This is a genomic window from Helicobacter sp. L8 (genome assembly GCF_003660355.1).
In the GTDB taxonomy this organism is placed as follows: domain Bacteria; phylum Campylobacterota; class Campylobacteria; order Campylobacterales; family Helicobacteraceae; genus Helicobacter; species Helicobacter labacensis.
This window is the reverse complement of sequence record NZ_QXQR01000001.1, coordinates 211608-234049: the sequence shown is the minus strand read 5'-3', so window position 1 is coordinate 234049 and position 22442 is coordinate 211608. Positions and strand designations below refer to the sequence as shown.

Genomic DNA, 22442 nt, shown 5'->3' with positions numbered 1-22442 from the left:
GGGCTACTGGCGTTTTTAAAACCCTAGTATGCTCATAGTTATGCTCATAGTGGGGTGAAGATCGCTCGTAACGCTTCTTTGAAACGGCTGAATTGCTTTTCTTTGTAATAGTGCACGCTTTAGAGATAGGGGCGAGGATTTGTTCGCCTTTATCAAGAAAACACCAGACTCACACAGCAGACCATAGACAACCCAATGCTACAATTTCGCGCGCCTCAAACTTGCTTTCCTCCCATTTCACACCCGCCTTAGTGCCTACCTTGAACTCCACCCGCCTCCCCTCTTGATCCACCCAACACACATAATGCGCCACATTCCTACCCCTTGCAATATTGAGTGTCCCCAAAGACCCCTGAGGATTTAAGTATATTAGAGTATGTGCGCGCCTTGTTGGTATGCACGAAAAGCCTAGAAAAAGGACTTAGTTTTTGCATCAAGCTACCCAAGTAGTTTTAACTCTTGTTTAACAAAAACGCCTTTTATTAATATCAATTTTGCCGAAAACAGAATGGATCTTTGTAGCGTTAGGCTGCATTATAAATTGCGCCTTTTTCAAGAGAAAATCCAGGGGAGTGTGTTTTTATGTGCGGATTGACAGGTTAATTTAATGCTGTGTTGGCAATGATTTTTACCTTGATCCGCCCTATCTCTTGAGCTGTGCGGGTTATAATGAAAATAGGGACTGGTTTTGGGCGATGAAAAGATTTGCTAGAGTTTTTGGCAATGCTGGGTGGACAAGGCATTTGCCTTACGCTCTCTAGTACAGTTTAACATAAGAGCGCAACGCACGGACTGCTTTTAGAGTGGTGTAGGGTCAGACAAATGATTGTGATTGAGTAAGCAACCCATTTTTTCATCCATTTACTTTGGAGTTGTGGATTAAAAGACGCAGATGTGTTGGTAATTTTCAGAGCTAATACTTAAAAACATTTTAAGGAGTTTTGTGCACTAAAACATTAAAAAACGATTCTTCTCTAGCTGTATTTGCACCCCCTTTAGTTACTACAGTAAACTTGTCAATCCCTATTCTCTGCTCGCTGATCAAAACATACATCTCTTTATAACTTTATCATGGAGATTATTCAATGACGCGCTTGGCTTTTTTAAATTCCTGAGACCACCGCTGGGTCATCCAATCACATCTCTTTTCCCTCAATTATTCTTTGCAGCCATCTAAGATAATTAATAAAAACTTAGGAAAGATATTCCTCAAAACGCTCAAAAAGCCCGAGGACACTACTAGAAGGCTTGCATATAGGCGATAGAATTGGGTATGATGCTTTGATGAATCTTGATTTATAAATCTATAAATCTATAAATCTTGTCTCTTAAAAATGCACAGATGCTTGAGATCAACTTCTAACAAATGCCCAAAAACCCAGAAGGGGAACAAATAGCGAATCTGTATAATCTATCCCAAACACGAGTTAGTTGAGGCGTTTTTGTTAGATAATGCAGCAACTCTTAACTTTTGAAATGTCCTAGAGCTTATTCCCCAACGAACAATCAAGCAATGAACTTTTAATCTGGACAAGATCATCTCCTGCTTTCATCGCCTTTTGCAACTGGAACAAAGTAGGACCACTAATCGCCACACCTTGGACATTTCTAAAGCTAAAGACTTTGCGATGCAATTTCAAAACAAATTTTTTCATTTTTATTATTCAAAATGAAGTGTTTGAAGCTTTGGTGATTCGTGGTGTATGCCTTTAAAGCGCGTTGCATGTTATACTCATAAGTGTTGAATCTTGCTAAGGAATCAAAGTGAATCTCTCTAAATCCCAGTTTGTGCGGGGTATGTAGTGCCCCAAAATGTTATGGTTAGAAAAGCACCATAAGGAAGTTTTCAGCAAACTAGATACGATCGAGCAGAGAAATTTAGAGTCGGGCAGGAAGTGGGTGCTTTAGCCTGTGGCTTGTTTCCAAATGGTAAGGAGATCGCCTACAGCGAAAACAATAAGCCACAGATGCTGGTCGATACAAAAGAACTCATAGGTGGGGGTGTGGATGTGATCTATGAAGCGACATTTGAGTATCAAGGGGTCTTGGCGAGAGTAGATATTCTAGAGATTGAGCGCGGAGTTAGGGGTGAAGTTAAGCATGTGCTTAACGAAGTGAAGAGCTCCACAAGCGCCTTTGAGGATAAAGTAAAGGGAAAACTCAAAGACGCGTGTTTGTGGGATTTAGCGATCCAATGCTATGTGCTTGCGGATTTGGGCTTTTTGGAATAAAGAGAGGGCTAAAGGATAGACAGAAAAGACCACCACAAACAAGCTAACCCCCCCATAAGTGAGTAGCGCACACGCCAAAATCACCCCCAAAATGGCGCGCTTTTGCCCTAGAGTTTGGGCGATGAGTTTAGCGATCGCGCTAGCCATACCGCTCATCTCCATCAGTTTTCCAAAGATCGCCCCGAGCATAAAAATAGGAAACCACACCTTAGCAAAGGCGCAAAACCCGCCCATATAGGTGTGCGTGTAAGTCTCTAGCCAGTCTAGCCCGCCACAAAGAGCCACCACCCCAGCGCCAATGGGCGCGACCCACACAATCGACCAGCCCCAATATGCCAAGAGCATCAACACCCCTAAGCCTAAGAGAATACCCAACATGCAAACCCTTACTGTGCGGTATAACCGCCATCAATGACTAAGGATTGCCCCGTGATACTCTTAGCCGCATCGCTGACTAGGAATAGAGCAAGTTTAGCGATGTCTGCAATGGGGATGAGGCGTTTTTGAGGGATGAGGGGGTAGAGGATTTTTTCTAGGGCTTCTTGGGCACTCATGTGGCGGGTTTTAGCCAAATCAGCGAGCTGATTGCGCACTAAGGGGGTATCCACATAGCCCGGGCAAATGGCATTGGCTGTGATGTTAAAAAGCGCGCCCTCGAGCGCGCAAACTTTAGTCAGTCCAATAAGTCCGTGTTTGGCACTGTTGTAAGCTGCCTTGCCAGCAAAGCCTATCAAACCATTAATAGATGCCATGTTAAGAATGCGTCCAAATTTTTGCGCCTTCATTAGGGGGAAGGCGCATTTAGTGAGCATAAAAGGTCCTACCAACTCCACTTGCAACATTTTATTAAACACGGCTGTAGGAAAATCCTCAAGCAAGGCGATATGCTGGAATCCGGCGTTATTGATGAGCACATCTACAGAGCCAAAAGCCTTTTGGGTTTGCGTGATGAGATTTTGGCATGCGCTCTCTTGTGCCACATCGCAGGGGATAAAGATCGCATTTTTAGAGGGCGTGCTAGTAGCCACTTGATTCAAAGCCTCTTGATTTAAATCCGAAAAAACCACCTTGTGTCCCTCTTGTAAAAAAGCTTGCGCGATACCAAGCCCAATCCCGCTAGCACTCCCGGTGATGAGCACGACCATAGTAACTCCCTAGTTTTTAATAGAATGCTAGCACCTTTTGCTAAGGCTTTAGCAATGGGGCGTAGTTTTGGGTCTTTAGGGCGTGCGCTGTTGCTTTTTCGCACAAGGGGGTTAAAGGGCACTTTTTTGGGCTATTGACTTGTTAAAAAATTCGTGCTAGAATGAGCGTTTTTGCGGGAATAGCTCAGTGGTAGAGCACGACCTTGCCAAGGTCGGGGCCGCGGGTTCGATCCCCGTTTCCCGCTCCAAATTTGTTTAAAGGGATGTTGGTGTTACGAATCGCTAGAATTGCTGGCGTGTGTGCGGGTGTGTACATTTTGATTAGCGGTTGCGCATCGCCTTTCCCTGTGGGCAGTCTTCTTACTGGTGTAAAATTACCCGTTTCAGGTAATGGAACGCCCGGTGCCAAGACAGGCGAGGCAAGTTGTAGCAGTTTTCTTGGTCTCTTTGCTTGGGGTGATTGCTCGGTAGAAAAAGCGGCTAAAGCGGGTGGCATTACAACCATTAAATCAGTGGATCGTAAGGTTTTCAATGTAATTGGACTTTATGGCCACTACACAACAATTGTCAAGGGCGATTAATAGCCCTTTAACGCCCTTGCAACGGCGTTTATGCGCCCAGGTGGTGGAATAGGTAGACACAAGGGACTTAAAATCCCTCGGTAGCAATACCGTGCCGGTTCAAGTCCGGCTTTGGGCACCATGGCGACATAGCCAAGTGGTAAGGCATGGGTCTGCAAAACCTTGATCCCCGGTTCGAGTCCGGGTGTCGCCTCCAATATGACTTACTTTTTAACGGGAGATGGCTGAGTGGTTGAAAGCGGCGGTCTTGAAAACCGTTGAGGGTCATACCTCCGGGGGTTCGAATCCCTCTCTCCCGGCCAGCATCTTCTATCATTCTTAAGGTTTTGATGGGGCATTCGATTTTAAGTTTATTAGTGCCTATAGGCGTGATCGCCATGGTGGTGTTGACTAAACGCGTGGCTCTCTCGCTTTTTAGCGGGATTGTCTTGGGGGCGTGGCTGGTGAGTGATAGCCTGTGGGGCACCTTAAGCGTCATTTATGCCAAATTGAGTGCGGTGTTTTACAGCAACACCCCCACTTTTAGCCTCAATACCAATAGTCTTTATATCTTTGCCTTTTTAGTGCTCTTGGGGGTGTTAACCCAAGTGATTAGCGCTTCTGGAGCTAGCGCGTCTTTTGTGCTCAAGGCGCGTCAATTTGTCAAAAGCGCGCGCCAGTGCGAATTTGTCGCCCTCTTTGCGGGGTTGGTGATTTTTTTAGACGACTATTTTAACGCCCTCATTGTAGGGCAGGTGAGTAAATCTCTCAATGACGCGCACCAAAGTAGCCGTGAAAGGCTAGCTTACATTATCGATTCCACTTGCGCGCCCGTGTGCATGCTCATGCCCATCTCTAGCTGGGGGGCTTATATTGTGGGGGTGATGCAAAACGAGGGGATTGAAGATAGTTTTGCGCTTTTGCTTGCTAGTATCACTAGCAATTATTACGCGTGGTTTGCGCTTATCGCGGTGTTTTTGACGATTTTATGGCAGATCAATTTGCCCGCTATGGTGCGCTACAGAAATGTAGGGGTGCAAGATTTAAGCCCTATTGCAAATCTCCAAAGCCCCAAAGCCCCCGTTTGGCTCTTGTTGAGCAGTGTGGGAATCTTGATTCTTAGCACCTGCGCGTTGATCTTTTATACGGGCTATACCAACGCCCCAAGTGGCGATCTCTTGGACTTGCTTAAAAACACCCAAACTAGCTTTTCTCTCTTTATAGGGGGGTTGATTTCTCTGGGCACCACCTTGATTCTAGCAAGGAAGTATGTGGGCGCACTAATCCCCCTTGTGGTGCAAGGTTTTAAGAGCATGCAAGGCGCGATCTTGGTGCTGATTTTAGCATGGGCAATTGGGTCCCTGATTCGCGATGACTTGCAAACGGGGGTGTATCTAGCTAGTCTTGTGGGGCATTTTCAAGGGGTGGGAGAGTGGCTGGGGGTGGTGTTGTTTGTGATCTCGGGTTTTATCGCCTTTAGCACAGGCACTAGCTGGGGCGCGTTTGCGATCATGTTGCCCATTGGGGTTAGCATGAGCGCGGGGCTGGGGGGGGATTTGGTGTTGGTGATCGCGGCTATTCTCTCAGGGGCTGTTTATGGGGATCATGCCTCGCCCATTTCAGACACCACAATTCTCTCTGCCACAGGGGCGGGTTGTTCTGTGCAAAGCCATTTTTTAACCCAATTACCCTACGCGAGCTTGAGCGCGCTATGCGCCCTAGTGGCTTTTTTAGTGGCTAGTTTGAGTCTGTCTAAAATGTTGGGCTTTTTAGTAGGGTTGGGTTTGTTACTAGGTTTATTTTTCTTACTCAAACAAAGGCACTAGGCACTATCACTATTAGTAACACCGCCTTTCTTTTGGAGGTGATTAAAAATTTAGGATCAAAAGCATTAATGTTTAGAGATTAGAATCGGGGCACATTTTTTGAGGAGAAAACATGAGTGTTTATAAAGATAGCCGCCAGATTTTTAAGCCCCGCTATGAAAACTACATCGGGGGGGAATGGGTCAAGCCTGTGGAGGGGAAGTATAAAGCCAATAAGAGTTCTATCAATGGGGAGGTGCTGTGTGAAGTGCCCCTATCTAGCCCCCAAGACATTGATAAAGCCCTAGATAGCGCGCACAAAGCGAAGGACGCTTGGGGCAAAACCCCCATTGAGACGCGATCCCGCCTCTTGTTCCAAATTGCCGATCGCTTAGAAGCTAATCTAGAAAAGCTCGCCTATGCAGAAACTTGGGACAATGGCAAACCCATTCGCGAAACTCTAGCCGCAGATATTCCCCTAGCCATCGATCATTTCCGCTACTTTGCTAGCTGTATCCGTGCCCAAGAGGGGGGCATTAGCGACATTGAAGAGAATTTAGTCGCCTACCATTTCCACGAACCCTTAGGGGTGGTGGGGCAGATCATCCCCTGGAATTTTCCCATTTTGATGTGTGCATGGAAGCTCGCCCCGGCTTTGGCTGCAGGCAATGCGGTGGTGCTCAAGCCCGCATCCCCCACCCCGGCTAGCGCGCTAGTGCTGCTAGAGATCATCGGGGATCTCTTGCCCGCTGGGGTGGTGAATGTGGTCAATGGTAGCGGGGGACAAATTGGCAAACACCTAGCCACTAGCCCCAAGATCGCCAAAGTGGCTTTCACCGGATCCACCGCAGTGGGGCGACAAATCATGCAATTTGCTACAGAAAACATCATTCCTTGCACCTTAGAACTAGGGGGTAAGAGTCCTAATATTTTCTTCCCGGATATTTATGAGCATGAGGACGCGTTTTTAGATAAAGCTGTTGAGGGGCTAGTGCTTTTTGCACTTAATCAAGGCGAGGTGTGCACCTGCCCCTCGCGCGCTTTGGTTCATGAGAGTATTTATGAGGACTTTATAGGCAAGGTGTTAGAGAGGATCAAGGCGATCAAAACGGGTAACCCACTGGATTTAGAAACCATGATAGGCGCGCAGGTGGATGAAAACCAAGTCAACACCATTTTAAACTACATCCAATTAGCCCATCAAGAGGGGGCGCAGTGCCTTATTGGGGGGGCTAGAAACCACATCGCCGGTTTAGAAAAAGGGTGCTATATCCAGCCCACTATTTTTAAGGGGCATAATAAGATGCGTATCTTCCAAGAAGAAATCTTTGGTCCTGTGTTAGCCCTTACCACCTTTAAAGACGAGAAAGAGGCTCTAGAGATCGCCAATGACACCATGTTTGGGCTAGGAGCGGGGGTGTGGACGCGCGACATCAACCGGGCTTACCATTTCGGGCGCGCGATCAAGGCTGGGAGAGTGTGGACGAATTGCTACCACATGTATCCTGCCCATGCCGCCTTTGGGGGGTATAAGCAAAGTGGGATTGGGCGTGAGGGACATAAGATGATGTTAGAGCATTACCAACAAACTAAAAATATCTTGGTGAGCTATAGCCCGCACAAACTAGGATTCTTTTAATGTCTGAGCGCGTGGTAGCGACTAAGGCAGCGCTCTCTCTCATTGCAGAGCTCAAAATTGCCCACCCAGAGGGGTTTATTTTCTACCACTCTTGTGGGTGTTGTGATGGTAGTGTGGTCTATGCCTACGCTAAGGGGGATTTTAAGCTAGGGCAAAATGATGTGTGTCTAGGGGAGATAGAGGGGGTCGCCTTTTACATGCACCAAGAACAATACAACTACCAACAGCACACCCAACTCATCTTAGACATCCAACCCATAGAGGGGAGTGAATTCTCCCTAGCCTATGGGACGGGCAAGAGTTTTAGCCTCACAAGCCGTGTGTTTAGCCCCCAAGAGTTAGCGCAACTACAAGAGAGCTAAAAAGAGGCAATGAGTTGGGTATAAAGCGCGCTGCGATCTTGATAGCCACCCCCACAGTAGGTGGTGCTAGGGTTGCAATAGGCATTCAAGCCCGCTTGGTAGCCCTTGTTGGTATGGATTCCATAGTAGACTAAATCTAGCAAGCCCTTGAGATAGGGAGTGAATTGGTAGCTTAGCGAGAGGATCACGCGCCCCTCATAAGACACTGGCGCGCTAGACCACTGCCAAGTCATCCGCCATGCAAAAGCCTTTTTAAAATGCGTGCCCCCGTAAATGAGTGCCCCGGTTATTGCGTTGGCTTTAAGGGCGGTGCCTGCGTAACCAGCCCAAAGGCTATTACCATAGAGTTCTACACCAGCGGGGTTACCTGTGTTGCCCACCCACGCGTTGGCGTTGCTAAAATTCTTATAAAAAGTCCCCATGAGAAAGAACTGACCGATGTCAAAGCGTTGGCGGATAATGAGACTCTGCCCATTGGGCGTGGCCGGGTTGTCGTAGCGATAAATCGCCTTCCCTGCAGTGTTAAGCACCATCCAAGGGTAATAAAGGGGGAAAAACGCGCTAATCTGGGTGTTAGAACGCCACCCCTTGCCCTCAAAGTTAGGGTTGCTATCCCAACCTATCCTAAGACCCGGTGCGTTGAACATTTTGGGTGAAAAGTAAAAAAAGCCTTCGGCTAAAAAGTGGTGCTTCTGGTAGGTAAGCTGGATAGCATGCGTGCCGTAAGCGACTTTGTGCCCGCTGGGAGTGTAGCCCCCTTGGGCGTTTTTGTGGTAACCCCCACTATAAACCACCCTAGGGGCATACCAATCTCTTAACTGCACTCCGGTCGCATAAGCGCGTCCCCAAGAGCTAAACCACCACAAGCGCATGTGCTTAATCTGGGCGTAGACTTCAAACCCTTGGGTCTGTCCGCTTTTATAAGCAGCTTGGGAGAGATAACGCCCTGCTTTGATCCCAAAGTAATGTTTGTAATCGTATTCTAAGTAGGCATCGCTGAAGACATAGAAATGGCTGTATTGGCTAAGTTTGCGGTTTTTAGCCCACACATCATCGCTTTGCACGACATCGGCTGCTCCGCCCAAATACCCATCGTAATAGGCGAAGTTTTGGTAAACCACCGATCCTCCGTAAAATTTTTTTGTGCCATCGTAAAGCACTCCCCCCACCATGCCCCCGATGCGCCCATTTAGGCTATGCCCAGCTAGAGTTTTGGGCAGAAGGTTAAAAGCAAGGGAGAGATAGCCCGCGATTGTGGCGTATTGCTGCATGGGGTAAATCCCCTCGCTCTTTTCTACAGGGTGTTGGTTAAACCCGATCACAGAAGCTTGGTTGGCAAACCCTCCTAATTTATAATCAAAGGCGTGTAGAGAGGTTAATGCTAGGGGAGCGCAAAATAGCTTGAGTGTGTAAAGATAGCCAAAGAGGCTATCTCTCTTAGGCGCAAGCCCCATCAACCCCCCAAGGATTTTTTAATGTCAATGACATACCTAAAGGGCGCGTTGGAGTGAGTGAGATTGTAATAGGCTTGATCGATGTCCTTGCCCTCAATGAGCTGGACTTGGGGATAAATATTGTGTAGCACAGAAAAATCTAGCATTTCTTGGGTTTCCTTAATCCCCCCAATGAGCGAGCCATAGACTTTTCTATTACCCTGGTTGATCAATTCAATGGCACTAATGCTAGGCATCACTTCTTTAGGGGGTGCGCCCACAATGGCAAGCTCCCCATTGTAAGCGAGCAATTTAACATAGTCTAGAATCTTGTAGCTTGTGGGGATAGTGGAAATGATGAGGTCTAAACTCCAAGGCTTGGCATCCTTGGGACTGGTGTAGTAATATTTTGCACCCATGCTTAAGGCTTGTTCCCTCTTAGCCTCACTGCGCGCAAAGACGCTCACCTGCGCCCCCATCGCTAGGGCATATTTGAGAGCCATGTGCCCCAACCCTCCAAAACCCGCGATTCCCACCCTTGAGCCCTCTTTGACCTTAGAGAATTTTAAAGGAGAGTAGGTGGTGATCCCCGCACAAAAGAGCGGGGCGATCTTCTCTAAAGGCGCGTCATGGGGGATCTTAATGGCATAGTCTTCATCTAGCACGATTTTATCTGAATACCCGCCCATATGGGGTTGATTGTCATGGAAGTAGTCTAGGCAGTTGTAGGTGAAGACAACCTTGCCATTGGCACAGAGCTGCTCTTGATGGCTAGTGCACGCCTCGCACACCTTACAAGAATTCACAAAACACCCCACACCCACTTTGTCCCCCACCTTGAATTTAGAAACCTTAAAGCCCACTTCCTTCACCACGCCTGCAATCTCATGACCGGGGATCATAGGGTAGATCGCCTCTCCCCATTCGCCATAGGCAGAGTGGATGTCGCTATGGCAAATTCCACAAAAGGCGATCTCCACTAGAATATCCTTTGCGCCTAAAGGGTGGCGCGTGAAGTCAAGTCTCTCAAACTTGCCCTCTTTGGAGTGGATTGCAAAACCCCTAGCTGGAATGTGCGCCATGACAACCCTTCATCAAAAATTAAAGCGGTAGCCCACATATAGGCTATATTGTCTGCGGTAGGTGAAAGTCAAGGGACCATTGTGGAAATAATAGTCGTTGATGGTGGGAATCTTGACCCCAAAATCAAATTCTTGGTGCTTGGCGATGGTGGTGCGAAAACCCGCATTGAACAAGAATTGGAAGATGGCCGGATCAACATGCCCCTTGGTTTTCAAAAACGCCCTTGTGGTGTTCCCCCAAGAGTTACCCGCAATCGCCACCCCAAAGAAAAGCCCGAAAGTGGCACTATCTTTATTGATGATGTCATAAAGGGTATCAATACCGCCCCCATAGGTGAACATGTCGGTAAGATTAGCCACCGTGCTGTAAGAAGGATTGCTTGAAGTCCCAAGATTAGTCAACGCATTAGCCCCAAAGACCGCATGCCCATAGTCAAAGAAACCATAGTAGCGAAAGCCAAACCATTTTTTCTTGCCTAGAAAGTGCTTGTAACCCACACTGATCCCAAGCCCTTGCATAACAGCCGCATAAGTGTAATGACCGCTGGGAAACTTCGCGTAATTGAGTGGATCGCCGGGGGGAGGGTTTTTGATCATCTGCGCCACCTGCCCCACTTGGTAACTCGCGCCCACATACCACGCATTCCTCTCCGCACACAGGGGGACAGAAAGCGCGCCCAAAACAGCCACACCCTTGATGAAGTTAGAAAATGTCTTATTCATGCGTCCTCTTTACTGATATTGATGATGTCGTTTTATTCTAGCATATTTTTTTTAAATCTAGTTATGCGGGGCTTGTAAAACCTGCGCGATGAGCTCTAGGGGGTGTAGAAACTGCGTGGGTGCGTCTATCTGGTGCAAGGCGTTATTGAGTTGCACCCGGCAAGCTGAGCATTCCGCGCTCACCACTTGGGCTTTGGTGCTAGCGATGTCTTTAGCTTTAGGCAAACCCGCCTGCACGCTCAAAGCGTAGTGATCGCTTTGCATGCTCACCCCCCCAAAGCCACAGCAACGATCGCTCTCAGCCATCTCATTTAGACTAAAATTTGCCCCTAGTAGCGCGCGCGGCTCTTTATAAACTCCTAAGACTTTTTTGGCATGGCAGGGGTCGTGGTAGGTCAGAGTCAGAGGGTTTTTAGGGTAGGTTTTAAGCACTTCTAGGAGTGCGCTATTATGGGTTAAAAAGCTAGAGGCAAATTGTAATTTATCTGCCACCTTGTGCCATTTTTCTAGCCACTCTTGGCGCGCCTTAGAATCAGGAATGCTCTCAAAGACATGCGCATAATCTTTTTTAAGCATGCTAATACAAGTTGCCTCGGGGACTAAGATCGCCTCTGTGTGCGTGGTTAGCTCTGTGAGCAAATCTACATTTTTTTGAGCTAAAAAAAGGGCGGTGTGCATGTCCCCGGTGAAAAACGCGCTCGCGCCACAGCAAAATTGCTTAGGAATGTGCGCGCTGATATTGAGCTTGTCTAAGATGCTTAATAAGCTCTTACCCACGCTAGGGTAGTTGTAATTGCCCAAACAGCCAATGAAAATCCCTACACTTTGAGCGGGCATGTTTTCTAGGGGGGCTTTGGGGGGAATCACGCCCTGATGGGTGCGTAAAAAGCTAGTGCGTGCAAAGGGGAAAAGCGCGCGTTTGGCTAGGACTTTGGGTGCTAGGGATTGGAAACGCCATTGCAATTTATCCCCCACTTGCTTAAAGGCACAGGGCGCGCTCACGCTACAGAGTGAAAAGACAAAGTCCATCAAGCGGGGGTGTTTGAGCAGATAGAAGTAAAGTTTTTTATGCCAAGCGATCCCGTGTTTGCGCGCGCTCAAAACGCGCACTTTTTCAATCATGCTATCAATGGGTAAATGAAAAGGGCAGACCTGCACGCAGGTGGTGCAGAGAAAACAACTCTCAAAGATATGTTTTAGGGAGGTGTTGAGCTCTAAACTCTCTTGTTTGACAAGCGCGATGAGGTCTAAAAACCCGCGCGGGGAGGTGGTTTCGTCTTTATGGATACGATAAATGGTGCAACTAGGCACGCATTTACCACACTTCACACAAGCTTGCGTGGTGCGCTCTATGTCGCTATCTAACCACGCCTCTAATTTAGAGGGTTTTACTGAATTTTTGATCCCCATGGTGTTTGTCCAAATACGCATCAAAGACCATCGCGATATTGCGCACTAACATCGCCCCCGTAGGACTGGTTTTCAAGCCATGCGCGTCTACACTCACCAAACCCTCTTGCTCATAGGGTTTTAGTGCCTCTAAGGCTTGTTTAAAATGGGTTTTAAAATCAATGTTAAAGGCGCGCTCAATGACACCAAAATTTAGCTCTAAATTATTCATCAAATGCATGATCACCTCTTTTCTTAGACGATCTTCCTCGCTTAAGAGGATACCCCGCTCAACAGGCAAATGCCCCGCATCAAGCGCATTTTCATACGCCTTTAAATCCTTAAAATTCTGGGTGTAATAGTCCAATCCCTCTCCAATGCTCGTTACACCTACCCCAATGGTTTGGGAGAATTTTTTAGTGGTGTAGCCCTGAAAATTGCGCCTGAGCTGTTTGTTTTGCAGGGCTAAATAGAGTTCATTACCTTTTTTAGCAAAGTGATCCATGCCAATCATTTCATAACCATGTTGGGTTAAAAAGGCAATCAAGAATTGCAAAATCTCTAGCTTTTGGCTGGGGGTGGGCAGGGTGGTGGGGTCTATTTTCATGGTGTGTTTGATCCAGGGCACATGGGCGTAATTAAACACAGCTAGGCGATCGGGCTCTAGGCGCAGGGCTTGCTCTAGGGTGCTTTGAAAACTCTGCACACTTTGAAAAGGCAAGCCATAGATGAGATCAAAATTGATCGAGTTGATCCCAAACTCACGGGCTAGCTCCACTTTTTCACGCACCAGATCAAAGCTTTGCAAGCGGTTGATCGCTTGTTGCACCTCTAGCTCAAAATCCTGCACCCCAAAACTCAGGCGGTTAAAGCCATGTTCTTTGAGCACACGCATTTGCTCGCGATTAAAGTGGCGCGGATCGACCTCACAAGCCAACTCGGCATCGGGCGCAAAGTTAGTAAAAGTGGTTTCAATGCTCCCAATAATGCGTTCTAGTTGCGCCGCGCTAAAAAAAGTGGGCGTGCCCCCGCCAAAATGCAATTGCACCACCTCGCGCTCTATGTCCAAATGCTCTTTTAGAAGTGTGAGTTCTTTTTGTAGGTAGGAGATATAGCGTTCTTTTTTGCGCTCGCTACTGCTATAAATCACATTGCAGGCGCAAAAATAGCAAGGACTTTTGCAAAAGGGGAGGTGAAAATACAAAGAAAGGGGGGTTTGCTTAGGGGTGCGCGCTAAGGCTTGGATCAAATCGCGCTCTTGAAAACCCGCATGGAATTCTATTGCCGTGGGATAGCTGGTGTATCTAGGACCGGGTTTAGAGTGGTGGGCAAATTGCTGGAAGTCTAGAGCACTCAAAAGGGGATATTCTCCACATCTTCTAAATCTACAAAGCCATCTTTCTTAGACTCTAGAAACTCGGCTAGGTTGAAAAACAAATTAGGGTGTTGTCTTTTGAGTTGCTTGACAAAGTCCAATGAAGAGATTTTAGGCAAACTCCCATCGCTCCCGCGCATGCCCTCTAATTTTCTAAAAGCGACCGCCATCGCGTCCTTGAAATCTACAGGGGTGAGGGTTGCCATGTCGCGCTCCAACTCCACCATGATCTTTTCTTCATACGCCCTTTGGATCACCTGCACAATGTATTGCAACAAAATCTCGGGCACCACGACAAAGCGTTGATCCTGCTCATCTTGCACAAACCAAGCCTCTTTGGCATCAAGAGTGCCCTCCTTAGATTCTAAAAGCACTTGGTTGGGGGCTAGCCTTTTGGCTTGCACCTTGTTTTTACCCGATTCTAAGCTTTGATAAATTGCTTGCATGTCGCTAGGGCTCAACCTAGCTTGAGAAGTGTTATCCATATTTACCGCCTTTCGCCCCCATGTTAGCACAAAATCCCTAATAGCCATAGTGGCTTTTAATGTGATCCAAGCGCGCATGGGTATTGCTTAGCACAAAATCCCCCAAGATCAAAGCCAATAGAGCCGCACACACCACACTCCCCCGAATGGCAATGCATGGGTCATGCCTGCCCTTAAGGGTGATTTGCGTGCTTTCTCTCTGTATAGTGATACTCTCTTGGGGCAGGGCAATGCTAGAAGTGGGCTTGAAATGCACCCACACGATTAAATCCGACCCATTGCCAAAACCCCCCAACACCCCCCCGCAATGATTGCTTTTAAACCCATGCAAACCTAGCGCGTCATTGTAAGCACTCCCTTGCATGCTCGCAGCCTGTGGTGTGCCAATAAACACCCCCTTGACCCCATTGAGCCCCATCAAGTCATAGGCGATACGCGCGTCCAAGCGATCGCCAAATTCGCCCAAACCTAGCAAGGCACGCCCCTGCGCACGCACCAACACCACCCCCCCTAAACTATCCCCTGCTTTCTTTGCCTGCAAGATCGCCTCTTGTTGGGCTAGTTGGGCGTGTTTGTCTAGGCTAAAAATGGGGCTTTTTAGCGCGTGCTCAAAGTCTAACTCTTGAGCCTGCACACCCCCCACACTAAAAACCCCGCTCTCTATCTCTATGCCCACCTCCTTTAAAAGCAATTTAGCAATCGCCCCTGCACCCACTTTGATCACACTCTCCCTAGCTGAGCTACGCCCCCCACCCCTATGATCCCTAATGCCGTATTTGGCAAAGGTGGTAAAATCGGCATGTCCGGGGCGAAAGCTCTCTTTGAGATTGTCATAATCTTGGGAGCGCACATTTTTATTGCGCACTATGAGCCCAATGGGCGCGCCCGTGCTCACCCCCTCAAAAACCCCACTCACAATCTCAATTTTATCCTCTTCTTGGCGCGGGGTGGTGAAGGCATTCACGCTTTTACGCTTATTAACCTGCGCTTGGATAAATTCTAAATCTAGTTTGAGTCCAGCAGGCACGCCCTCCAACACGCCCCCCACCAAAGCCCCATGCGACTCCCCAAAGGTGCGTAGTATCAAGCTCACGCGCTCCCCTCCACACAGAGTTGCTCATAGGCGATTTGGGCACACAGTTGCTGGGCTTCTTTTTTGCTCTTAGCCGTGCAAGTGCCATAGAGTTTATCTAAGATAAAGATTTGCATTTCAAATTGTTTGGCGTGATCAGGACCGCTCTCGCTTTTGAGCGTATAAGTGGGCACGACTTTAAAGCGCGCTTGGGTGAGCTCCTGCAACGCGCTTTTATAGTCCATAAAGGTGCTTTGCAAAGAGAGATCGGGGTAAATCTTGTCTAAAAAATGACTCATCAAGGTTTTAACCGGCTCTAACCCGCTTTCTAAATAGATTGCCCCCATTAAAGCCTCAAAGGCATTAGCCAAGATCGAGGGTTTGGTATGCCCGTGGTTATTAGCCTCCGCTGGAGAGATCAAAATATGATCTTGCAAGCGCAACAAAGAGGCAAGTTTGAAAAACGCCTTTTCATTGACTAAGGCGGCGCGCATCTTAGAGAGATCGCCCTCTTGGAGCCCCTCAAAACGCGCAAATAAGATTTCTGCCACCACCAAATCCAACACCGCATCGCCCAAAAACTCTAGTCTCTCATTATTGACGCGTGCCTTTGTGCTCTTATGCGTGAGGGCTTGCTCTAAGAGTTGCGCGCTCTTAAAACGATAGCCCAGCAGTTCTTGTAGCCGATCTAACATGAAACTCCTTTATTTTGTGCTTGGTAAGCTAGGGCTTCTTGTTTGGCTAAAGCATCACAGCGTTCATTGTGCGCATGCCCGGCATGCCCTCTGATCCAATGGGGGGTGATGTGATGGGGGGTGGATAGCTCTAAAAATTCTTGCCAAAGATCGACATTTTTGACCTTAGCAAAGGCGCGCGCCTGCCAAGCTTTAAGCCATTTAGAAATCCCATCGCACACATAAGTCGAATCGCTATAAAGCGCGATCTTACAGGGTTCTTTCAGGGCTTTGAGCCCGGCATTGAGCGCGCTAAGTTCCATGCGGTTGTTAGTGGTGTGGGCGCGCCCCCGGTGATGATTTTTTCTTGATTTTGGTAGCGCAAAATCGCGCAGTAACCCCCCGCCCCCGGGTTACCCAAAGACGATCCATCGCAAAACATTTCAATGTGTTTCATCATGCCTCCTAGTTGAGATTGAGTTGTTGGCTGTAATGAGGAGCTTGGGTGTTGAGATTCAACACGACTTGTTTCACCCCCAGCGCGCCACAGACCACGCAACGATGACTCTCAAAGGGGGAGAGATTCTTGCAGGCTCCGCATTGGTAGCTAAAGCTCAGATCAAGGGGGTATTTGTCCTTGAAGGTGTGAAACGCCTCTAATTGCCAATGCATGCACTCTCCCTCTATAAAGCCCTTAGCCACAAAGATTTCGCGCACGGGGGGGTGCAGTTGGGATAGCAGGGGCTGGATTTCTTCTAGGGGTAAATCCCAAAGCAAATCCACATAGTCTATGCCTTGTTGCAAACCGGGCAATTCTTGCAAAAATAACGCCCTGTGGTAAGCCTTGCAATGTCTAAGGGCGCATTTGTAAAGGCTGGGGTGTTTGTGCCCTAGGGCTAAAATGCGCGCGCTGCGATCTTGCAAGCTCAAGTCTTCTTGGATCAACACCTGCATTTGCAAGTAATGGTAGGTTTCTAATAATCCCTGGGCTTCTAGCGCGTCCAAACATTCTAACACCTCTAGGGCTTTTTGGGGGGCGCACAGCATTTCATACACGCGCACCATCTCTTTGAGCGCGTCAATATTTCTAGGCTCGATACGCAACACCTCCACCAAAATATCATGCGCCTTTTGCATATAACCCATAGCGATGTAAGTTTGGGCTAAATGCTTTAAAAGCGTGATGCGATCTTTGGGGTACTTGGAGAGCAGGCGCAAATAGATCGTGATGGCTTGTTCTGCGCTCCCATGGCTACTATAGTGCTTGGCTAAGAACAACCAAGTTTTAAGACCTAGCACTTCTGAAGCGCTCTCTTGTTCTTTATCTAGGAGTTGTTGCACCTCAAAGACTAAATCAATGGGAGCATAGGAGAGAGATAGGGCGTTGAGAGCCTTGAGATTCTTCTTGTGCTTGAGAAGGGAGCGGAAATGATCGATCAAAACCACCGCCCCGATCACCGCAATCAGCAACGCGATACTAAAGAGCGAATCCTTATAAACATAGGCTAACTGCTCCACGCAACCTACTGGCGCAAATACCTAATTTTTGCCTTGACCCGCAATTTTTCGTAATACTCGGCTAAGATTTTGTCCTGTTGCTCCTCAATGAGCTTGTTAGCGATGAAATTGCGCGCTTGGTTGAAAGACACTTCTTCTTTGCCTAATTTTTCCTTGATGTAAAAGGAAACAAAATTCCCCCCACCCGCGTTCAAGATCGGGGTGAAAGTGTGTTCTTTTGTGCTTAAAAACATTTGGGCGATCTGGGGGTTGAGAGTTTTGACATTGATCTTTTCTTCCACTTTGCTCACCCCCTCAATGGCTAAGTCCTTGTTTTCTAAAGCCTTTGTGAGTGTTTGGGTGTCTTTGGCGGTGTAGCGCACGGTTACAATCTCACTAGGCACGCTAAATTCGCTTTTGTGGGCGTTGTAATATTCGCGCATTTTGGTTTCATTGCGGGTATTGACATTGAAGAGCAAGATATTTCTAAGCAACTCTCTAGTTTCCAGCTGTTTTTTCAGCTGTTCTTTGTAGGTAACAGGGTTGATCCCCTCACTCACCAAGGTGCGCATGAAGTCGTTGACATTCATGCCATTGTGCTTGGCAATGTTTTCAATCTCGGCATCGATTTTATCGTCCTCAATGTCGATTTTAAGCCGCTTGATTTCTTGGGCTTGGATGCGTTGCAAGATCAGCGCGTTAATGGCTTGCTGGCGGCTAATGTGGTGTTCCTTTTCCTCTCTTTCAATTTGGTAAAGGGTGATGGGGGCGTTGTTGACCGTGATGGCGATCCCTCCCACAATGCCATCTTTGCGATCCTCCACAAAATCATCTGCTTGGGATTTGTTAGGAGGGGTTTTTTCTTTAGAGGAGAGCTCCTTGGGGGGCTTGGGGGTTTGGCTAATGGATTGGCGAATCTGTTCGTCTAGGTTTTTGGAGCTGTTTTTAGAACCAGATCCCTGCTCGCCACTCACCGATTCCACTTTAGAACCTGCTGCCTGCGCGCCCACGCATACAAGCGCGACTACCATCAGCACTAGGGGGGAAAAATGTATTTTCAACAAGCGTTTTCTCTATATGGACTTTCTAGCAGTGTAGTATAATAGCCCTAAGAATAAGATTAAGGAGTGGCATGGAGTGGTGGGTATGGGGGGTGGTGCTAGAGGGTGTGGGGTTGGGGGGCTTGTTTGGTGGGGGGTGCGCCTCAAAATGGCTTTGGCGCGCCAAGAGATTGAGAGTGCGCAAACAAAGACCTATTTGGAGCAAAAACTCCAAGATGAAGCCAAGAAATTACAAGCCTTCCAAGAACAAAGCAGGGAAATCCAAGAGATCAAGCACAATTTAGTGCTTGAGATCAAGCAAGCCAGCGCGCAATTATTCAGCGATCAGAGCCACCAATTCCAACAAGCCCAACAAGCGACTCTAGCCCCCTTGCAAGCTGAACTTAAAACCTGCCAAAACCTCATCACAACTCTTAAAGAAACCCAAATCCACCAACAAGGCTATTTTAAAAGCCAATTGGATCAACTCCAGCAATGCAACACCCACCTAGCCCAGCAAGCCCAAGACCTAGCCAAAGCCCTCAAGGGGGATCCTAAAAAACGCGGGGATTTTGGGGAAATGTTGCTAGAGAGTCTGTTAGAAAAGCATGGTTTCATCAAGGGGAAGCATTTTTTCGCCCAACAGAGTTTTAAGACACACACCACGCTACGCCCAGATATTGTCCTGCACCTGCCAGAAAACAGGAGTCTCATTATTGATTCTAAACTCAATCTCAACGCCTACATGGATTTGCAAAGCGCGCCCAATCCCAAAACTCTCAAGGCGCTCACAGAAGGGGTCTACAAACATATCCAAGAACTAGAAACAAAGCGCTACCACAATGAGATCGCCAATAGTGTGGATTTTACCATTATGTTCATCCCCCTAGAGGGGGTGTATTTACAAATGTTGGAATCAGAGGGGGTAAACCTCTTTGAAAAAGCCCGTTTAGCCCAAGTGATTTTAGCCAGTCCGGGAACCTTGATGGCGATCTTAATGCTGGTGCACCAACTGTGGAAACACTCCCAAATGGATCGAGATTACACGCGCTTGCAAAAACAACTTAGCACACTGGGGGCTAGACTAGAAGATTTGTGGGGGCAAGTGGGCGAATTAGGCAAGAGCATTAAAACTACCCAAGATCGTTACAACAAAGTCAGCCAAACCCTCAAAACCGGCAAGGACAGTGTGATAGAACGCGCACAACAATTAGGGGTCAACCATGTGTTTTAGTGCGCCTCAAAAGCGCTGAGGAGTTTTAAGCCCCTTGAAGCGTAGGGCGCGATCGAAACGGCGCAAGGACAAGCGTTCTTTAGAGCGAATCCCAAAAGAGATACAGCCCAAATACTCTAGGATTTGTCCTCTTGTTAGCCCACTCTGCTTTACGCGTTGCTGCAAAATATAGTGGGGAATTTTAGGCTTGGCGCGTTTGAAGGCGCGCGCTAGGGGGGCATAGATACCCACATAACGCCACCCACAACACAGCCGCCCAAAGACAAAGGGCAGACGCGTCTTGGTGTGCCATAGCGTGGCTAAATCCACAAAGTCCGCCTTAGGTTTTTCTTGGTAGTAAAAACACAAAGCCTTATCCCCGATTACAACCTGCCCCTTGAGCCCTAAAACTTGGCAGAGGGCATTAGAGGTCGCCGACTCGTGATCATTTTGGGGGGGCTGTTTGAGAGCTAGCACACTGCGCACCTGCTTAGAGGCGATGATCCCACAATCTAAGGCGTGCGGGGCGCGCAGGCTGGCAATAGAGGAGATAAACCCCGCATCGATGCGCCTGAAGAGAAAATCTGTATTGAGCCTAGCCGGGTAGGTTTTTTTGAGGTGCAAAAAAGTTTTAAACCCGGACAAGCGCAGGGGGTAGGCTTTGATAAACACATCAAAGGGCAATAAATTTAAATAATCGATCTTGCCAAAACGCATGCTAAACCTTTTTATGCCATTTTACCCCAAAAGCCCGCGCTTAAACTCTTCAATCTTCTTTGTATTCATAGATTATGGGCAAGGGATACCAATCTTTCACACCATCCCCGCAAGCCCCCTGCCCAAAAAAGATCTCTAGCCATTCTTGCTGTTCTCCATAATCTTTTAAAGCGGGGCAACTAGGCGCAACGACACAAACCTTATCTCCAAGATAAAAACCCTCATCCCCACAACCACCATACCCACCGCTACGCTCCAAGGCGTTATAAACGCTTTGAATCCACGCGATTTTGGCGCGGTTGTCCTTAAGACAGTTGGCTTTTTGGATCAGAGGTTGTATGTGGTAATTATCGTAAGTTGATTTGCCCAGTGTGGGCACGAGGTGGAGGGTTGCGTTTTTGAGCATTTGGGGCAAGTTCTTAACGATCTCTAGGCTACGCTTGTAGGCGCGCGTATCGCTGGATTTGTCGCCATCTGCGGTCGCTAAAATGATGTAGAGTTGCTTGGCATGAGGATTTTCAGAGCGTAAAGTGATGATGCTAGATTTAGGGATGCGATCAAAAAGGGTGTTGAAATCGTGGGTAAGATACCTCTCATTGGCACTTTTTGCCTCTTTAACACTCTGCTTTATGGCATCTTGCATGCCCTTAGAGCCAAAGGCGTGTTCAAGGCGGATAGCAAAGCTCAAGTCTTGATCTACAAGCCACGCGCTGTAAGTGAGGGTCGGTTGCCCATAAAAATTTTCAAGATGCGCTTGATCGTAATCTTTTACAAAAGCGATCTGAAAAGGGGTCCCAGGTAGGGGTTTTAAAGACAAAAGAGCCACATTGCCTTCGTACTTAAAGAGATGCGTGATTTTAGGGGGTGTGGCTTCTAGGGCGCGCGCCTCTTTTTGGCGCGCTTGGATGAAAGCTTTTTGCTTAGGCGTGGCGCGTTTTAAAAAATCCTTAGCCAAGGACACTTGGGTGTTGTCTTGGTTGAGCACCAATGCATGGGTTTTGACTCCCCTAGTGCTCATTTCTTGCAAGATGAGCACCCTAAGGTCCCCATTTAAGCTCGTGTTTTCTAAAAGCTTTAGGCGATTGACATTAAACCCTAAGCCCGCTAAGTGTTTCTTAAATGTGGCATCTTCAAGATCCACCCCCTTTATAAGACTCAAAGCAAAAATCAAAAGACACACTAAGCGCATAGAACTCCCTTTAGTGGATTTCATAAAATAAAGGCAAATAGGGACCAATACCCTCTAACAAGCCAAGTTCGGACGCTGCGTTTGCATTTTCTTGGATGCGATCTAAAAAGGGCTCTTTTAGCGGGTCTGTAGCGACATTTTGCAAGCCCGATCTTAAGAGCGTAAGTTTCTTTAGCGTGCTAGAAGTGCCATGTAAGCCCTTGAGATAGGCGGCTGCATCAAAGGAGTCGCTTTTATCCTCCTCGTCTGGAAACGCGCCCAAAAGCACCAGATACACCCGCGCGTTTTTAAGTTTATCTTCTAGCTTAGACACCAACTTTTCATCTAACCCCTCTTTCACAAGCAAGATAAACTCCTTAGAGGCGTGTTGGGATAGAGGCTCTAGAGTGATGACATTGTCATAGGGCAATGTCTTGATCAAGGTCTTAAAATCCTTGCTATGTTTGGTAAAAAAATTATGTTTGACAACTAAACGGCGCATTTCTCTAAGCAGCGCGTCATCCTCTTTATTAGGCAAAATAAAATCCTCGCCCACTTGCACCTTTAGGGGACTCTTAAGATCAGCCAACAACACTTGTTGGATTTTTGTGTTACGATCTTGCACTAAGAGGGCTTGAAAGGGGAGTGGGGCGTGCAAGCGCACTTGCTTTAAAATCTCAAATTGGGCGTTAAAATCTAGGGGTTCAGCCAAGAGGATTTGGCAGGCTAGGCAAGCTAGAGGGAGCATTTTAACTAGGTTAGGCATTATCTCATCCTTAGAGCCACTCTACAAGTGTTTCAAATTATTATATACTACAACAAACACCATTTC

23 protein-coding genes, 4 tRNA genes and 1 pseudogene are annotated in these 22442 nt (G+C 47.6%); 10 read left to right on the top strand and 18 right to left on the bottom strand.

Annotated features, from left to right (window positions below; all coding sequences use genetic code 11):
- Positions 1–169: 169 nt before the first annotated feature.
- Complete coding sequence (locus EAO37_RS09155; protein ID WP_162982919.1) at positions 170–313, bottom strand: hypothetical protein; 144 nt, start codon at positions 311–313, stop codon at positions 170–172.
- A gap of 1168 nt (positions 314–1481) precedes the next feature.
- Positions 1482–1655, bottom strand: a complete 174-nt coding sequence (locus EAO37_RS09150; RefSeq protein WP_162982918.1) for a hypothetical protein — start codon at positions 1653–1655, stop codon at positions 1482–1484.
- Between the two features lie 261 nt (positions 1656–1916).
- On the opposite strand from EAO37_RS09150, the gene EAO37_RS01125 reads away from it, so the two are divergent.
- Complete coding sequence (locus EAO37_RS01125; RefSeq protein ID WP_162982917.1) at positions 1917–2231, top strand: hypothetical protein; 315 nt, start codon at positions 1917–1919, stop codon at positions 2229–2231.
- Here EAO37_RS01125 and EAO37_RS01120 read toward each other — a convergent pair.
- The gene (locus tag EAO37_RS01120) at positions 2184–2609 is read right to left on the bottom strand and encodes a TRAP transporter large permease subunit (RefSeq protein ID WP_120951047.1); all 426 of its coding nucleotides are present in this window, start codon (positions 2607–2609) and stop codon (positions 2184–2186) included. The genes EAO37_RS01125 and EAO37_RS01120 overlap by 48 nt on opposite strands.
- A gap of 8 nt (positions 2610–2617) precedes the next feature.
- Positions 2618–3376 carry a 3-hydroxybutyrate dehydrogenase gene (locus tag EAO37_RS01115; protein WP_120951045.1) on the bottom strand — a complete coding sequence of 253 codons (759 nt, stop codon included), beginning with the start codon at positions 3374–3376 and terminating at the stop codon, positions 2618–2620.
- Positions 3377–3549: 173 nt separating this feature from the next.
- On the opposite strand from EAO37_RS01115, the gene EAO37_RS01110 reads away from it, so the two are divergent.
- From EAO37_RS01110 to EAO37_RS01075, 8 genes are all read left to right on the top strand, one after another.
- A tRNA-Gly gene (locus EAO37_RS01110) sits at positions 3550–3624 on the top strand.
- 21 nt (positions 3625–3645) lie between these two features.
- Positions 3646–3957, top strand: a complete 312-nt coding sequence (locus EAO37_RS01105) for a TRL-like family protein (RefSeq protein WP_240451673.1) — start codon at positions 3646–3648, stop codon at positions 3955–3957.
- 34 nt (positions 3958–3991) lie between these two features.
- Positions 3992–4078 (top strand) — tRNA-Leu (locus tag EAO37_RS01100).
- A 1-nt stretch (position 4079) separates the two neighbouring features.
- Positions 4080–4153: transfer RNA gene (locus EAO37_RS01095), tRNA-Cys, on the top strand.
- 18 nt (positions 4154–4171) lie between these two features.
- Positions 4172–4259: transfer RNA gene (locus EAO37_RS01090), tRNA-Ser, on the top strand.
- Positions 4260–4286: 27 nt separating this feature from the next.
- Positions 4287–5762 carry a Na+/H+ antiporter NhaC family protein gene (locus tag EAO37_RS01085; protein WP_120951041.1) on the top strand — a complete coding sequence of 492 codons (1476 nt, stop codon included), beginning with the start codon at positions 4287–4289 and terminating at the stop codon, positions 5760–5762.
- 112 nt (positions 5763–5874) lie between these two features.
- On the top strand, positions 5875–7380 hold the full coding sequence (locus EAO37_RS01080) for an aldehyde dehydrogenase family protein (RefSeq protein ID WP_120951039.1): 1506 nt from the start codon (positions 5875–5877) through the stop codon (positions 7378–7380).
- Entirely contained in the window at positions 7380–7742 is a 363-nt protein-coding gene (locus tag EAO37_RS01075; protein ID WP_120951037.1) for a DUF779 domain-containing protein, read from the top strand. Before EAO37_RS01080 ends, EAO37_RS01075 begins: the two co-directional genes overlap by 1 nt.
- On the opposite strand, the gene EAO37_RS01070 is transcribed toward EAO37_RS01075, so the two are convergent.
- From EAO37_RS01070 to EAO37_RS01020, 11 genes and pseudogenes are all read right to left on the bottom strand, one after another.
- Positions 7739–9196 (bottom strand): outer membrane family protein, encoded by a 1458-nt coding sequence (locus EAO37_RS01070; protein ID WP_120951035.1) that lies wholly within the window; start codon positions 9194–9196, stop codon positions 7739–7741. The genes EAO37_RS01075 and EAO37_RS01070 overlap by 4 nt on opposite strands.
- Positions 9196–10257 (bottom strand): NAD(P)-dependent alcohol dehydrogenase, encoded by a 1062-nt coding sequence (locus EAO37_RS01065; protein ID WP_120945238.1) that lies wholly within the window; start codon positions 10255–10257, stop codon positions 9196–9198. The genes EAO37_RS01070 and EAO37_RS01065 overlap by 1 nt, the downstream gene beginning before the upstream one ends.
- Positions 10258–10269: 12 nt before the next feature.
- Positions 10270–10980, bottom strand: coding sequence for an outer membrane protein (locus EAO37_RS01060; RefSeq protein ID WP_120945240.1), 711 nt, complete (start codon positions 10978–10980; stop codon positions 10270–10272).
- A gap of 57 nt (positions 10981–11037) precedes the next feature.
- Positions 11038–12411: a (Fe-S)-binding protein gene (locus tag EAO37_RS01055; RefSeq protein WP_346427012.1), complete on the bottom strand. Its 1374-nt coding sequence runs from the start codon at positions 12409–12411 to the stop codon at positions 11038–11040.
- Positions 12359–13726, bottom strand: a complete 1368-nt coding sequence (hemN, locus tag EAO37_RS01050) for an oxygen-independent coproporphyrinogen III oxidase (protein WP_120951033.1) — start codon at positions 13724–13726, stop codon at positions 12359–12361. The genes EAO37_RS01055 and hemN overlap by 53 nt, the downstream gene beginning before the upstream one ends.
- Positions 13723–14229: a DUF2603 domain-containing protein gene (locus tag EAO37_RS01045; RefSeq protein ID WP_235853047.1), complete on the bottom strand. Its 507-nt coding sequence runs from the start codon at positions 14227–14229 to the stop codon at positions 13723–13725. The genes hemN and EAO37_RS01045 overlap by 4 nt, the downstream gene beginning before the upstream one ends.
- 37 nt (positions 14230–14266) lie before the next feature.
- Entirely contained in the window at positions 14267–15322 is a 1056-nt protein-coding gene (aroC, locus tag EAO37_RS01040) for a chorismate synthase (protein ID WP_120951029.1), read from the bottom strand.
- Positions 15319–15996, bottom strand: coding sequence for a ribonuclease III (gene rnc, locus EAO37_RS01035; RefSeq protein WP_120945248.1), 678 nt, complete (start codon positions 15994–15996; stop codon positions 15319–15321). The genes aroC and rnc overlap by 4 nt, the downstream gene beginning before the upstream one ends.
- Positions 15990–16432 (bottom strand): annotated as a pseudogene (gene rnhA, locus EAO37_RS01030) (ribonuclease HI). The gene rnc and the pseudogene rnhA overlap by 7 nt, the downstream one beginning before the upstream one ends.
- 8 nt (positions 16433–16440) lie before the next feature.
- Positions 16441–17493 carry a hypothetical protein gene (locus EAO37_RS01025; protein WP_120945250.1) on the bottom strand — a complete coding sequence of 351 codons (1053 nt, stop codon included), beginning with the start codon at positions 17491–17493 and terminating at the stop codon, positions 16441–16443.
- Positions 17494–17498: 5 nt separating this feature from the next.
- Entirely contained in the window at positions 17499–18536 is a 1038-nt protein-coding gene (locus EAO37_RS01020; RefSeq protein WP_235853048.1) for a peptidylprolyl isomerase, read from the bottom strand.
- Between the two features lie 82 nt (positions 18537–18618).
- Here EAO37_RS01020 and EAO37_RS01015 point away from each other — a divergent pair, with 82 nt between their 5' ends.
- Entirely contained in the window at positions 18619–19746 is a 1128-nt protein-coding gene (locus EAO37_RS01015; RefSeq protein WP_120951027.1) for a DNA recombination protein RmuC, read from the top strand.
- 6 nt (positions 19747–19752) lie between these two features.
- On the opposite strand, the gene EAO37_RS01010 is transcribed toward EAO37_RS01015, so the two are convergent.
- From EAO37_RS01010 to EAO37_RS01000, 3 genes are read right to left on the bottom strand one after another with little or no spacing between them, the layout of a single operon-like run.
- Positions 19753–20442 (bottom strand): MqnA/MqnD/SBP family protein, encoded by a 690-nt coding sequence (locus EAO37_RS01010; RefSeq protein ID WP_120951025.1) that lies wholly within the window; start codon positions 20440–20442, stop codon positions 19753–19755.
- Between the two features lie 49 nt (positions 20443–20491).
- Positions 20492–21631, bottom strand: coding sequence for a hypothetical protein (locus EAO37_RS01005; RefSeq protein ID WP_120951023.1), 1140 nt, complete (start codon positions 21629–21631; stop codon positions 20492–20494).
- A gap of 10 nt (positions 21632–21641) precedes the next feature.
- Positions 21642–22376, bottom strand: a complete 735-nt coding sequence (locus tag EAO37_RS01000; protein ID WP_120951021.1) for a hypothetical protein — start codon at positions 22374–22376, stop codon at positions 21642–21644.
- Positions 22377–22442: the final 66 nt, after the last annotated feature.